Here is a 12,782-nt window from a genome sequence, read left to right as displayed (position 1 = left end):
CAGCACCCCTCACGCCGACACCCAAGCCCTCGCCGCCATAGCCCACCACGCCGCCGCAGACCCCCACCTGTTCCCCCCACCCCTCTTCACCACCCCACCCCTGACAACCATCCCCACCCGCCTCCTAACCCTCTCCGCCCCCACCCCCATAGAACTGGCCATCCCCCCAGAAGGCCTCCACCCACCCCTCCCCACCCACCCCCCAAACCCCGCGAACCCCTCGACCTCCACCCCCAGGCCCCAGCCCCCATCCACCCCCACCTCCGCGGCCCCCACGGCCCCCACGGCATCCACCCCCGCGTCCGCACTCGCGTCCACGTCTGCACCCACGTCTGCACCCGGGTCCACGCCCGCGCCCACGCCTGGGTCCACGCCTGGGTCCACGCCTGGGTCCACGCCCGGGTCCACGCCCGGGTCCACGCCCGGGTCCACGTCTGCACCCGGGTCCACGTCTGCACCCGCGTCCGCGCCCGCCCCCATGCCCGCACCCGCGCCCACGTCAACGCCCGCACCCGCGCCGACGCCCGCGCCGACGCCCGCACCCGCGCCGACGCCCGCGCCGACGCCCGCGTCCGCGCCGACGCCCGCGTCCGCGTCGACGCCTGCTCCTACCTCCACGCCCACGACCACGCCTGCGTCCACCTTCGCGAGCACGCCTGGCGTCGGCGCTAGCCACCGCCGCATCCCACCCACCGCCCCACCCGACGATGACGACCCCCAGTCGCGAGCCCGCAACCCACTCGCGCCCCGACCAGCAACCCCCGTCCCACCCCACCAATCGCAACCGCAGCAATCAATCCCCACCACCCCAACCCCCAACCGCCCCCGCGCAAGCCGCCGAACCAAAACCCCCACCGGCCGCACAATCCGCACCACCCGCTCCGCCCACCGCACCCCACCCAGCACGCCCCTCACCCACCCACTTCACCCCAACCGACGGGCCACAACCCAGCCGACGACACCAGCTGCTACAGCCGCAGACACCACCGCCTGCGCCGCCACGCCAGCGAACGCCGCCACACTCGCCCACGAGACGCCAGCCACTGATGCAATCCGCCGTGCCGCCACCGACGACCCGCCGCACGCGGTCATACCAACCCCCGCCGCATCCCGCGGCGACACCCACCCGAACCACCCACCCCACGACACTCCCACCCCGACCACCACCTCCCGCCGGGCCGCGATCCCCGCCGACCCCCACACTCCCGCAGACGATGCACCTGCTCATTGCGCAAACGCGGGCGCTGCATCCGCGCAGGATGCGTCCGAGGGCGTGAGACGGAGTGACGTGGCACCTGGTCACGCAGGACCGGGTGACGCGGGACCGGGTGACGCGGGACCGGGTGACGCGGGGCCGGGTGGTGCCGGATCGGCCCGTCCAGGTACGCGTACTGCGGACCCTCGTGCTGCCTTAGGCGGCGCCACGCAGCTGCGGCGTGGGAGAGGCCCTCGGCGTGTACGTCGGCGGCGCCGGGCTGCTGTTCTCGGTGGGCGGAGGTTTGGCCGTTTCACCCACCCTGCGTACGGCGTCCTCGCGGCGGTAGCAGCCGGCGCGGTCGTCGTACTCGTCCTAGGCATAGCCGCCGTACGCACAGTCGACACCTCAACAACCGCACAGTCCGAGTCCACCCAACCAACGTCCGCCAGAAACCCGTCCACACAACCCACCTCCATCCACCCGACCCCAGGCCGATCGACCTCCACCCAAGCGGGGACGCCGCCCGGCGGCCAGCCGACGCGAACAGGCGAGGCGACACCGGCAGAAACCCCAACCGGAGCAGGAGAGCCGTCTAATTCAGGGGAGCCAACGCGACAGGGCCGGCCGACTCGCGCGGGTGAACCCACACGCCCCGGTGAACCTACGCAGGCCGGCGAGCCCACGTCAGCAGGTGAGCCGACGCAGGCAAGAGAGCCCGCACAGCCGGGCGAGCCCACCCAGGCAGGTGAGCCCACCCAGGCACGTGAGCCAACCCAGGCAGGTGAACCGACTCGAGCTGGTGAGCCGACTCAGGTGAGGCCGACGCAGGCGGGTCAGCCGACTCGCGCCGGTGAGCCGACTGGAGCTTCCGTGGGGGAGGGAGGAGCCGGGCGGGTCACGCTTGCGACTGCTGATCCCGCGGCGTGGTTGCGGACCTTGGAGGCGCTTGATGCGCAGCGTTCCCAGGCGTTCTGGACGCTGGACCTGACGGCTCTCGACGGGATCTACCTGCCGGGCAGCTCACCGTGGACGGCTGATCGCGCCCTCCTCGCGACCTACCGCAAGCAGAACGTCCGCGTACAAGGCCTCCGGATCACCATCGACAGCACGACGATCGCCTCCCGGACGCCGACCACCATCACGCTCCGCACCGTCGACCACCTCAGCGCGGGCGAGGCCGTTGACGGCTACGGAACCAGAACCCCACTCCCACCAGGCAAACCGTCAACCCGACTCATCACCCTGACCACCGCGCCGCAGAGCGCCAGCGGCCCAAGCACTCAACCCTGGCGCATAACAACAATCACCCAAGCCTGACCAAGAACACGACGACCAACAGCTAGGCGAGCGCAGCGGAGACTGCGGCCGCGACATGGGGGTGATGGAAGGTGAATCCACTGGACTGCAGGCGCGTCGGCAGAGCCCGTTTGCTGCCGAGGAGTTCCCAGGCGAACTCTCCGAGCGCAAGCTTCATCAAGCTCCCCGGGATCGGAAGGAACGACGGCCGATGCAGCGCCGTCGCCAATGCCTCCGTGAACTCCGTGTTCGTCGCGGGAGTCGGCAGAGCGATGTTGACCGGGCCGTTCACGGCGTCGTTCTCCGCGACGTGGCGGACGGCGCGGATCCAGTCGGTCAGGGACACGACGGGGAAGTACTGCGTCCCGGATCCGAGCCTCCCGCCCAACCCAAGACGGAACGGCAGCGACAACAACTGGAACGCCGGCGCCTTCCGATCCAGTACGACGCCAGTGCGAAGCGCGGCGACCCGGCTGCCGGCGGCCTGGGCGGGTTCGAGGGCGCCTTCCCACAGGCGGACGACGTCGGCGAGGAATCCGTCGCCGAGGTCGGAGTCCTCGGTCAGGATGCGGTCGCCGAGGTCCGTGCCGTACCCGCCGATCCCGCTCTGCGTGATCAGCACCGGTGGACGGTCGAGACGCGTCGCGGCGGCCGCGAGCGTCGCCGTCGTACTGACGCGACTCTCGCGGATGGTCATCCGGTACGTCGGTGTCCACGGGCGGCCGATGTTCGCGCCGGCCAGGTTGACGATGACGTCGGGGTCGTCGAGGGCAGACGGATCCAGGTCGCCGCGGGACGGGTCCCAGCGGAGTTCGTCCGGCGCGGCAGGCGTGCGCCGTACCAGCCGCAGCACTTGGTGGCCGTCGGCAACCAGATCGTGGGCGAGTGCCCGGCCGAGGAGGCCGGACGCGCCGGCCAGTATGTATTTCATCCCGCGCTACTCCCTGTCGGGTAAACGACGAAGCGCCGGCGACCGTCCCCCGCGGGGAGGACAGGCACCGGCGCCATCGCCGATCGGATCAGACGTCGAACTGGGCCTCTTCGAGGCGCTGCTTCACGGCCGTCAGGTAGCGGGCCGCGTCGGCGCCGTCGACCAGCCGGTGGTCGTAGGTCAGCGCCAGGTACACCATCTGCCGGATCGCGATCGTCTCGCCGAGCTCCGGGTGCGTGATGACGACGGGGCGCTTCACCACGGCACCGGTCCCGAGCATGCCGACCTGCGGCTGGTTCAGGATCGGGGTGTCGAACAGCGCGCCCCGGCTACCGGTGTTGGTGATGGTGAACGTGCCGCCCGCCATCTCGTCCGGCAGCACCTTGTTGTTGCGGGTGCGCTCGGCGAGGTCGGCGATCTTCTTCGCGAGGCCGGCGATGTTCAGGTCGCCGGCGTTGTGCACGACCGGGACCATCAGGCCGCGCTCCACGTCCACCGCGATGCCGAGGTGCTCGGCGGCGTGGTACGTGATCTCGCCCTTCTCCTCGTCGATCGACGCGTTCAGCTTCGGGTACTGCTTCAGCGCGTCGACAGCGGCGAGTGCGAAGAACGGCAGGAAGGACAGCTTGACGCCCTCGCGGGCCTCGAACTCGGCCTTCTTCTTGTTCCGCAGCTTGGCGATCTCGGTGACGTCGACCTCGACCACGGTGGTCAGCTGGGCCGAGACCTTGAGGCTGTTCACCATGTGCGCGGCGATCGCCTTGCGGATCCGGCTCATCTTCTCGGTGGTACCGCGCAGCGGGCTGATCGCCGGCGCCTTCGCGGCAGCGGCGGGTGCCGCGGCGGCGGGGGCAGCCGGTGCGGCGGCTGCGGCGGCCTTCTTGGCCTCGGCGGCGGCGAGCACGTCCTGCTTGCGGATGCGACCGCCGACGCCGGTGCCCTGGACCGCGTTCAGGTCGACGGCGTGCTCGGCGGCGAGCTTGCGTACCAGCGGGGTGACGTAGTTCGGGCCGTCGGAAGCAGCACCGTTCGGCGACGCGGCCGGGGCAGCCGGAGCCGGGGCGGCAGCAGGCGCCGGAGCGGCGGCGGCCGGAGCCGGAGCAGGTGCTGCGGCGGGGGCTGCGGCGGGGGCTGCGGCCGGGACAGGCGCGGGTGCGGCCGCCGGAGCGGGTGCAGCAGCGGGGGCCGGAGCAGGTGCGGCGGCAGGAGCGGGGGCAGCAGCAGGAGCGGGGGCAGCAGGAGCAGCAGCCGGGGCCGGGGCGGCAGCGGCAGGTGCTGCGGCGGGGGCCGGGGCAGCCGGAGCGGCGGCGGGGGAGCCGGAACCTACGACGGCGAGTTCAGCGCCGACCTCGACGGTTTCGTCCTCGGCGACCTTGATCTCGAGGAGCTTGCCGGCGACCGGGGACGGGATCTCGGTGTCGACCTTGTCGGTGGAGACCTCGAGCAGCGGCTCGTCCACGGCCACGTCGTCGCCGACCTGCTTCAGCCAGCGGGTGACGGTGCCCTCGGTGACGCTCTCGCCCAGGGCCGGCAGGGTCACCGACGTACCGGACGCGCCGGCCGGAGCAGCCTCAGCAGCAGGCGCGGCCTCAGCGGCCGGAGCCGGGGCGGCAGCAGCCGGAGCAGCAGCGGGCGCCGGCGCGGCGGCGGGAGCAGCGGCCGGAGCGGCGGCGGGTGCGGCGGGAGCTTCGGCGGCAGGGGCAGCGGCGGGAGCTTCAGCGGCCGGGGCAGACGGGGCGGGGGCCTCGCCGGCGTCGCCGATGACGGCGAGTTCGGCGCCGACCTCGACGGTCTCGTCTTCGGCGGCCTTGATCTCCAGCAGGGTGCCGGCGACAGGGCTCGGGATCTCGGTGTCGACCTTGTCGGTGGACACCTCCAGCAGGGGCTCGTCGACGGCCACCGTGTCACCGACCTGCTTGAGCCAGCGGGTGACGGTTCCTTCGGTGACGCTCTCCCCGAGGGCCGGCAGGGATACAGAGGTCGGCATGACGGTCGTTGCTCCTTCGTCTGATGGTCGAGTGTCAGCCTACGGTGCCGCCGGAGCGCGCGGGATCCGGGTCACGGCCGTCCCGTCCGCTCCTGCAGCCCCAACCTACTGGGGTGGACCAGCAGGGTCAGTCATGGAAGTGCAAAGGTTTCCCGGCCAGCGCCATGTGCGCCTCGCCGAGGGCCTCGTTCTGTGTCGGGTGGGCGTGCACCAGCGGCGCGACATCGGCCGGGTACGCCTCCCAGTTGTAGATCAGTTGCGCCTCGCCGATCAGCTCGCCGACGCGGGAGCCGACCATGTGCAGCCCGACCACCGCGCCGTCGCGGGCGCGGACCAGCTTCACGAAGCCGGACGTCTTCAGGATCTGCGACTTGCCGTTGCCGCCGAGCGGGCAGTTGAGGATGTCGACCTCGCCGTACTTCGCGCGCGCCTGCTCCTCGGTCAGCCCGACCGACGCGACCTCCGGCTCGGAGTACGTGACGCGCGGGATGCCGCTTTCGTCGATCGGCGTCGGTGCGAGACCCGCGAGGTGTTCCGCGACGAAGATGCCCTGCTGGAAGCCGCGGTGCGCGAGCTGCAGGCCCGGCACGATGTCGCCGACCGCGTACACGCCCGGCACGCTGGTCTGCAGTGTCGCGTCGACGGTCACGAACCCGCGGTCCAGCGCGACGCCGGCCTCTTCGTACCCGAGACCCGCGGTGTTCGGGCCGCGGCCGACCGCGACCAGCAGTACCTCGGCCTCGATCACCTCGCCGCCCGCGACGTGCACGCGGACGCCGTTGTCGACGACCTCCACCGATTCGAACGGCGTACCGGTCTTGAAGGCGATCTTCCGCTTCCGGAACGCGCGCTCCAGGGCCTTCGAGCTGTCCGCGTCCTCGGCCGGCACCAGCCGCGGCAGCGCCTCGACGATCGTCACCTTGGTCCCGAAAGAGGTCCACGCGGACGCGAACTCGACCCCGATCACGCCGCCGCCCAGCACCACCGCGGACGCCGGCACCCGGTCGAGCGTCAAAGCGTGCTCGCTGGCGATCACCCGGTCGCCGTCGATCTCCAGACCGGGCAGCGACTTCGAGTAGGAGCCGGAGGCAAGGATGACGTTGCGGCCGGTGTACGTCGTGCCGCCGACCTGCACGGTGGTCGCCGACGTCAACCGTCCTTCGCCCTCGATCACGGTGATGCCGCGGGCCTTCAACTGCCCCTGCAGCCCCTTGAACAGCCGGTCAACGACGCCGTCCTTGTACTTGTTCACGCCGCCCATATCGACGCCCTCGAGCGTCGTCCGGACCCCGAACTGCTCGCCCTCGCGCGCCGAGTCGGCGACCTCGGCGGCGTGCAGCAGCGCCTTGGTGGGGATGCAGCCACGGTGCAGACAGGTGCCGCCGACCTTGTCCTTCTCGATCAGCGCGACCGACATTCCGAGGGTCGCGGCCCGCAGCCCGGCGGCGTACCCGCCGCTACCGCCGCCGAGAATCACCAGGTCGTACGTCGTACCAGCGTCAGTCACAGGTTCCTCCGTGGGTCCGGTCGAGGCAGGCGGTCCCGGATCGCGGGCCCCGCCCGGCGCCATCCTTTCACCGATGACCCGCGGATCCACCCCCGGGCCGGTCCGGGCGTGCCGGTCGCGATCGGGCGCAACCGTTATCCAGGATTCCGGCCCCGACTTGCACAGATAGTGGACACTTGCGACATGAAGTGGTTCGGTCGCCGGCGCAAGGCCGGAACGATGCGCCGGGCGGACTCCCCGGACCAGGCGCACCTGCGGGAGTTCGCACAGACGCGGCAGGGGGTCGAGGGGTTCGTCGAGCCGCGCACCGCGGTCACCGACTACACCTTGCTGCTGGTCGCGATCGACGGCGAGTGGACCCGCCGCCGGGTCCCGTCGGTCAAGTGGGCGCACGACTTCGCGAACCGGCTCGGCATCCCGTCGTACGACGCCGCGGTGGTCGGCTACCCGCCCCGCATGCGCGAGTACAACGCGCGGATGAAGCGCAACGGCAGGCCCTAGAGGGCAAGCGCTAGGGAACAAGCCCTAGAGAATAGGTACCCGCGCGCGGACCGACGCGACCACTTCCGCGTCGACCGTCGCGTGCAGGATCCCCGCGGCGCCGTCCAGCCGCGCGTGGGTCTGCCCGAGCGGCCCGGTGAGGCTGCTGCGTCCGATCCCGAGCGGATCGGGTCCCGTCGGCGGTATGTACGCCTGGTCGCACGCCAGCAGGTACGCCTGCGCGTCCGCGGCCCGCGCCCGGGTGAGCAGGTCCCACTGCTCTTCCTTGCCCGGCCCCGCACCCCAGGACGCCGGTACGACGACCAGTTCCGCCCCGAGCTGCCCCAGCTCCGTGAACTGGCCGGCGAACCGCAGGTCGTAGCAGGTCGCCAGCCCGACGGTCACCCCGCGGTACCCGAAACTCACCAAGCTGTTGCCCGGAGCAACCGTGTCCGACTCACGCGACCCGAACGCGTCGTACAGATGGATCTTCCGGTACGCCGCCTCGACGCCCGGCCCGGTCGCGAGCAGCGTGTTGTACACGCGTCCGTCCCTGGCCGGCTCGAACAGGCCCGCGACCACGACGATCCCGAGGTCGGCGGCAACCGTCCGCAGCCCGGTCGCGAACGGGCCGTCGAGCGGTTCGGCGACGCCGGCGAGGTCGGTGCCGAAGCAGGCCGACGTCGCCTCGGGCAGTGCCACCAGTTCGGCGCCGTCGGCCGCGGCACGTCGTACCGCGGCGGTCGCCGTGGCAAGGTTGGCGACCGGGTCGGCGCCGGCCGTGAGCTGGGCGGCCGCGACGCGTAAGGGCGCCGCGCGTAAGGCCGGCACTCGTAAGGCTGTCATCAGGACCTCCGAGACTGTATACATGAGGTATGCAATTGAGTGGGGATTCCGGCCGGGACCGCGCGTACCAGCATCTGCGGGCGGTCGTGCTGAGCGATCCGGCGGTGTCGGGGACGTTCATCAACGAGCAGGCAGTCGCGACCGAGGTGGGGATCTCCCGGACGCCGGTCCGGGAGGCGCTGCTGATGCTCGCCGCCGAGGACCTGGTGCAGTTGGTGCCGCACCGCGGCGCGTTCGTGGCGCCGGTGCCGGGCCGCGAGATCGCCGAGATGATGCAGGCCCGCGGTGTCATCGAGTGCTGGGCCGCGACCACCGCGCTGACGACGGGCAACACCCCGGTCGCGGCGATGTCCGCGGTGCTCGACCAGCAACGGGAGATCGTCGGCGACGGCGACGCGAAGCAGTTCATCGAGCTGGACAGCCAGTTCCACGCGCTGCTCGTCGCGGCGGCCGGGAACTCGGTGCTCGGCCGGCTGTACGAGAACCTGCGCGCCAAGCACGTCGTCCTGGGGCTGGTTGCTCTCCAACGGAGTGCGACCAGAAGACAAGAGGTCGTCGCGGAACATCAGGCGATCGTCGACGGTCTGGCGGCCGGCAAGCCGGACGTGGCCGAGAAGGCGATCCTCAGCCACCTCGACTCCACCGGCGCGCTGCTCATGCACGGCTGACGACCAGGTCCTGCGGCTCGTCCTGCACAGCCCGGCCGAGCCGCAGCCCGATCAACGTGATCACACAGGCGACCACGATGTACGTCGCGATCGCGTAGCCGGAGCCTGTCGTCGCCAGGAAGTACGTGAACGCCAACGGCGCCAGCGCACCGCCGATGACACCGGCGAACGTGTACGCCAGCGAACTCCCGGTGTAGCGCAGCCGGGCCGTGAACTGCTCCGACACGAACGCCGCCTGCGGCCCGTACATGAGCGAGTGGAACAGCAGCCCGATCACCACACCGGGCAGCAACGTCGCCAACGACGACGCCGTCGCGAAGAACACCACGCTCCACACCGCCCCGCCGACAGCACCGATCGCATAGACGGTACGGCGGCCGTACCGGTCCGAAAGCCAGCCGGACAGCGGAATCAGCACGACCTGGCAACCGGAACCGACCAGCACCGCGGCAACCGCCTCACCGCGGCTCATGCCCAGGTCCTTCGTCGCATAGGTGAGAACGAAGACCGCGAACATCGCGTACAGCACGTCCGGGCCGACCCGCGCCAGGATCGCGGCGATCAGCGGCCGGGTCTCGTTACGCAGTACTTCGGACACCGGGGCCGCCGGCCGCTCGCCACGGGCCTCCAGTTCGCGGAACACCGGCGTCTCCTCGAGCTTCGTCCGGATCAGCAGCCCGAAGGCGACCAGTACGGCGGACAGCAGGAACGCGACCCGCCAGCCCCAGTTCAGGAAGGCTTCCGCGGACAACGCTCCTGCCAGCACCGCCAGCACTCCGTTGGCGAGCAATGTCCCGAGCGGCGGCCCGACCTGCGCGGCGGACGCCCAGAACCCACGCTGCTCCGGCTTGCTGAACTCACTGCTCAACAACACCGCACCACCCCACTCGCCGCCCACACCGACGCCTTGCGCGAAGCGGAGTACGACCAGCAGCGTCGGCGCGATCGCCCCGGCCTGCGCGTGGGTCGGCAGGATCCCGATGCCGAAGGTGGCGACACCGATCAGCAGCAACGTCGCGACCAGTACGCGCTTGCGGCCGATCACGTCGCCGAGCCGCCCGAAGAAGATGCCGCCGAGCGGGCGGGCGACGTACCCGACGGCGTACGTCGCGAACGCCTGCAGTGTCCCGGTGAGCGGATCGCTGCCCGGGAAGAAGAGGTCGCCGAAGACGAGCGCGGCGGCCGAGGAGTAGATGGCGAAGTCGTACCACTCCAGCGAGGTGCCGGACAGGCTCGCGGCGAACGCCTTCACGAGGCCGCGGCGGTCGGGGTCTGCAGTGCGCATCGGGGGTGGACCTCCAGGGTGGGGTTGCTCCATACTCGTTGTATACGACGTGTTCACGCAAGACCTGAGGAGGAATCGATGCGATTCGAGCTACCGGACGGGACCGCACGGGAGGTCGCGGTCCGCTACGCGCTGAATGCCGGGTACGCCGGCCGCAACACGGCGGAGGTCCGGCACCACGTCGACGAGCTCGCGGCGCTCGGCGTACCCGCGCCGAACCGGGTGCCGACGCTGTACCCGCTGTCCGCGTCGCTCGTCGGCCGCCCCGGGAACGTCCAGGTCGCGCACGGCCAGACGTCCGGCGAGGCGGAGTGGGCGCTGGTCGTCACGCCGGACGACTACCTGCTGACGGTCGCCTGCGACCACACCGACCGGGCGCTCGAGGTGCACGGTGTTGCCTGGAGCAAGCAGTCGGCGCCGGACGTCCTGGGCGACGTGGCGTGGCGGCTCGCGGAGATCGAGGACGAGCTCGACCGGTTCACCCTACGGGCGTGGGTGCGGCACGGGGAGCGCGAGGAGCTGATCCAGGACGGGACGCTCGGGCAGCTGCTGCCGCCGGCGTACTGGATCAAGGAACTGGGGGACCGGCTGGTGCCGGGGACCGTGCTGCTGAGCGGGACGATCCCGATGATCGCCGGGGTGGATCAGTTCGGCGACGCGTGGCGGGTGGAGCTGACGGACCCGCGGGGCGTGAGCAGCCGGATCAGCTACGCCGTCGAAGAACTAGCTCCGGCCTGGGACTGACCTATGAAGGACGAGAAGGAGTTCTTCGCGAGCAGTCAGGTCGAGTGGGTCGACGCCGGCGGCGGGATCGCCGAGCAGGTGCTGAGCCGTGGGCCGGACGGAATGCTGACCAGGATCGCGCGGTGGGCTCCCAAGACCACCACGGGTGAAGTGATCCGGCACGAGTACGTCGAAGAGGTGTACCTGCTCGAGGGCGAGCTGACCGATCTCACCCTCGAGCGGACGTTCGTCGCCGGCGACTACGCCTGCCGGCCGCCGGGGATGCCGCACGGTCCCTACACCACCAGGACCGGCTGCACGATGCTGGAGATCCGCTACTGAGCTGACGCGGCCAGCTCGACCAGCGTGCGGACGGCGTACCCGGTGCCGCCGGTCGGTGTGTAGCCGGAGGCGCCGCCGTCGTTGAACGCCGGACCCGCCACATCCAGGTGCACCCAGTCGATGCCGTCAGCAACGAAGTCGCCGAGGAACGCGGCCGCGGCGAGCGCGCCGCCCCACGGCTCGCCGGTGATGTTGGCCAGGTCCGCGACCTTCGAGTGCGACTTCAGCTTGTCGAGCATCTCGGCCGGGATCGGCAGCGGCCACATCGCCTCGCCGGAGGCGACCGCCGCGTCCACCACCCGGTCCCGGGCGCCGTCGGTGTTCCCGAAGGCGCCGGCCACCTTGGTGCCCAGGGCAACGACGCAGGCTCCGGTCAGGGTGGCCACGTCGACGATCAGGTCGGGCGCGTCCTCGGAGGCCCGGACCAGCGCGTCGCCGAGCACCAGCCGGCCCTCGGCGTCGGTGTTCAGCACCTCGACGGTCTTGCCGCCGTACATCGTCAGCACGTCCGACGGCCGGGCCGCCGAACCGGACGGCATGTTCTCGGCCATCGCGGCGTACGTCGTCACCTGCACCGGCAGACCGAGCCGCGCGATCGCGAGCGTAGCGCCGATCACCGCGGCCGCGCCGGCCATGTCGGACTTCATGCTGACCATGCCGGTCGACGTCTTCAGCGACAGGCCGCCGGAGTCGAACGTGATGCCCTTGCCGACGAAGGCCAGGTGCGTCACCGGCTTCTTCGGGGTGTAGCTCAGCCGGACCAGCCGCGGCGGGTTCGCCGAGCCCTGGCCGACGCCCAGGATGCCGCCGTACCCGCCCTTGGCGAGCGCCTTCTCGTCGAGCACCTCGACCTTGACGCCGTACTCCTTGCCGAGCTTGACCGCGTCCGCGGCGAACTCGACCGGGTGCAGGTCCGACGGCGGGGTGTTCACCCAGTCGCGCACCTGCGTGACCGACTCGGCGGTCACCTGCGCGCGCTCCAGGGCGGCCTTGGCGTCCTTGTTCCGCGCGAGGTCGGTGAGCACGGTCAGCGCGCCAGGCGCCTCGTCGTTGTCGCCGGACTTGTACGCCGTGAACGCGTAGCGGCCGAGCAGCGCGCCCTCGGCGACGGCCCGCACACACTCGGCGTCCGGCGTCGGCAGCGCGAACGCGACCGTCTGCCCGGTCTTCGTGGCGCGGACGCCGGCCCCGGCCGCGGTCCGCAGGTCCTCGGTCTTCAGTTCGCCGTCCGGCGCGGCGCCCAGGCCGACCGCGATCAGCGTCGCCGACTTGCCGGGCTTCGGCCCCGGCACCTTCGTCACCTCGCCGGCCTTGCCGGTGGCGCCCAGTCCGGAGAGCACCTCCACCAGCTTCCCGCCGTACGCGGCGTTCAGCGACTCGGTGCCGGCCGGCAGGGTGACGCCGCCGCCGAGTTTGACCACGCCGATGACCACGGCGTCGGTCTTGACGCCGGCGGCATCGGACTTGCTCAGGGTGATGGTGGTCACGAAATCCTCAGTCCTCCTTGACCAGGCACTCA

Annotated in this window: 13 protein-coding genes; 6 read left to right on the top strand and 7 right to left on the bottom strand. The window is 71.4% G+C overall.

Annotated elements, in window-relative coordinates:
• Positions 1-9: 9 nt before the first annotated feature.
• On the bottom strand, positions 10-684 hold the full coding sequence (locus ACXJJ3_RS07555) for a hypothetical protein (protein WP_458169247.1): 675 nt from the start codon (positions 682-684) through the stop codon (positions 10-12).
• Between the two features lie 599 nt (positions 685-1,283).
• Between ACXJJ3_RS07555 and ACXJJ3_RS07550 the strand changes: the two genes are divergently transcribed.
• Both ACXJJ3_RS07550 and ACXJJ3_RS07545 read left to right on the top strand, forming a co-directional pair.
• Positions 1,284-1,415, top strand: coding sequence for a hypothetical protein (locus tag ACXJJ3_RS07550; protein ID WP_458169246.1), 132 nt, complete (start codon positions 1,284-1,286; stop codon positions 1,413-1,415).
• 653 nt (positions 1,416-2,068) lie between these two features.
• A complete protein-coding gene (locus ACXJJ3_RS07545) occupies positions 2,069-2,515 on the top strand; it encodes a hypothetical protein (RefSeq protein WP_458172025.1) in 447 nt (148 codons plus the stop codon).
• 22 nt (positions 2,516-2,537) lie between these two features.
• On the opposite strand, the gene ACXJJ3_RS07540 is transcribed toward ACXJJ3_RS07545, so the two are convergent.
• The 3 genes from ACXJJ3_RS07540 to lpdA form a co-directional block, all read right to left on the bottom strand.
• Entirely contained in the window at positions 2,538-3,425 is an 888-nt protein-coding gene (locus ACXJJ3_RS07540) for a TIGR01777 family oxidoreductase (RefSeq protein WP_458169245.1), read from the bottom strand.
• Positions 3,426-3,513: 88 nt separating this feature from the next.
• On the bottom strand, positions 3,514-5,412 hold the full coding sequence (gene sucB, locus ACXJJ3_RS07535) for a 2-oxoglutarate dehydrogenase, E2 component, dihydrolipoamide succinyltransferase (RefSeq protein WP_458169244.1): 1,899 nt from the start codon (positions 5,410-5,412) through the stop codon (positions 3,514-3,516).
• Positions 5,413-5,539: 127 nt separating this feature from the next.
• Positions 5,540-6,919, bottom strand: coding sequence for a dihydrolipoyl dehydrogenase (gene lpdA, locus ACXJJ3_RS07530; RefSeq protein WP_458169243.1), 1,380 nt, complete (start codon positions 6,917-6,919; stop codon positions 5,540-5,542).
• 183 nt (positions 6,920-7,102) lie between these two features.
• Between lpdA and ACXJJ3_RS07525 the strand changes: the two genes are divergently transcribed.
• Positions 7,103-7,420, top strand: coding sequence for a hypothetical protein (locus tag ACXJJ3_RS07525; protein WP_458169242.1), 318 nt, complete (start codon positions 7,103-7,105; stop codon positions 7,418-7,420).
• A gap of 24 nt (positions 7,421-7,444) precedes the next feature.
• Here the strand turns inward: ACXJJ3_RS07525 and ACXJJ3_RS07520 are convergent, their stop codons facing one another.
• Positions 7,445-8,245: a nitrilase-related carbon-nitrogen hydrolase gene (locus ACXJJ3_RS07520; RefSeq protein WP_458169241.1), complete on the bottom strand. Its 801-nt coding sequence runs from the start codon at positions 8,243-8,245 to the stop codon at positions 7,445-7,447.
• Positions 8,246-8,274: 29 nt separating this feature from the next.
• Between ACXJJ3_RS07520 and ACXJJ3_RS07515 the strand changes: the two genes are divergently transcribed.
• Positions 8,275-8,913: a GntR family transcriptional regulator gene (locus ACXJJ3_RS07515; protein WP_458169240.1), complete on the top strand. Its 639-nt coding sequence runs from the start codon at positions 8,275-8,277 to the stop codon at positions 8,911-8,913.
• Here ACXJJ3_RS07515 and ACXJJ3_RS07510 read toward each other — a convergent pair.
• On the bottom strand, positions 8,900-10,198 hold the full coding sequence (locus ACXJJ3_RS07510) for an MFS transporter (protein ID WP_458169239.1): 1,299 nt from the start codon (positions 10,196-10,198) through the stop codon (positions 8,900-8,902). The genes ACXJJ3_RS07515 and ACXJJ3_RS07510 overlap by 14 nt on opposite strands.
• A 78-nt stretch (positions 10,199-10,276) precedes the next feature.
• On the opposite strand from ACXJJ3_RS07510, the gene ACXJJ3_RS07505 reads away from it, so the two are divergent.
• Both ACXJJ3_RS07505 and ACXJJ3_RS07500 read left to right on the top strand, forming a co-directional pair.
• Complete coding sequence (locus tag ACXJJ3_RS07505) at positions 10,277-10,942, top strand: DUF2848 domain-containing protein (protein ID WP_458169238.1); 666 nt, start codon at positions 10,277-10,279, stop codon at positions 10,940-10,942.
• A 3-nt stretch (positions 10,943-10,945) separates the two neighbouring features.
• The gene (locus tag ACXJJ3_RS07500; protein ID WP_458169237.1) at positions 10,946-11,263 is read left to right on the top strand and encodes a cupin domain-containing protein; all 318 of its coding nucleotides are present in this window, start codon (positions 10,946-10,948) and stop codon (positions 11,261-11,263) included.
• Here ACXJJ3_RS07500 and ACXJJ3_RS07495 read toward each other — a convergent pair.
• Positions 11,257-12,750, bottom strand: a complete 1,494-nt coding sequence (locus ACXJJ3_RS07495) for a leucyl aminopeptidase (protein ID WP_458169236.1) — start codon at positions 12,748-12,750, stop codon at positions 11,257-11,259. The genes ACXJJ3_RS07500 and ACXJJ3_RS07495 overlap by 7 nt on opposite strands.
• Positions 12,751-12,782 lie beyond the last annotated feature (32 nt).

This window comes from Kribbella sp. WER1 (assembly GCF_054189145.1).
This window is presented reverse-complemented; position numbering and strand designations above follow the sequence as displayed.

Excerpts from the sequence above, each read along its gene's own strand:
- ACXJJ3_RS07555 (WP_458169247.1), bottom strand. The coding sequence starts at position 684 with ATGCGGCGGTGGCTAGCGCCGACGCCAGGCGTGCTCGCGAAGGTGGAC.
- ACXJJ3_RS07540 (WP_458169245.1), bottom strand. The coding sequence starts at position 3,425 with ATGAAATACATACTGGCCGGCGCGTCCGGCCTCCTCGGCCGGGCACTC.
- sucB (WP_458169244.1), bottom strand. The coding sequence starts at position 5,412 with ATGCCGACCTCTGTATCCCTGCCGGCCCTCGGGGAGAGCGTCACCGAA.
- ACXJJ3_RS07525 (WP_458169242.1), top strand. The coding sequence starts at position 7,103 with ATGAAGTGGTTCGGTCGCCGGCGCAAGGCCGGAACGATGCGCCGGGCG.
- ACXJJ3_RS07520 (WP_458169241.1), bottom strand. The coding sequence starts at position 8,245 with ATGACAGCCTTACGAGTGCCGGCCTTACGCGCGGCGCCCTTACGCGTC.
- ACXJJ3_RS07515 (WP_458169240.1), top strand. The coding sequence starts at position 8,275 with ATGCAATTGAGTGGGGATTCCGGCCGGGACCGCGCGTACCAGCATCTG.
- ACXJJ3_RS07510 (WP_458169239.1), bottom strand. The coding sequence starts at position 10,198 with ATGCGCACTGCAGACCCCGACCGCCGCGGCCTCGTGAAGGCGTTCGCC.
- ACXJJ3_RS07505 (WP_458169238.1), top strand. The coding sequence starts at position 10,277 with ATGCGATTCGAGCTACCGGACGGGACCGCACGGGAGGTCGCGGTCCGC.
- ACXJJ3_RS07500 (WP_458169237.1), top strand. The coding sequence starts at position 10,946 with ATGAAGGACGAGAAGGAGTTCTTCGCGAGCAGTCAGGTCGAGTGGGTC.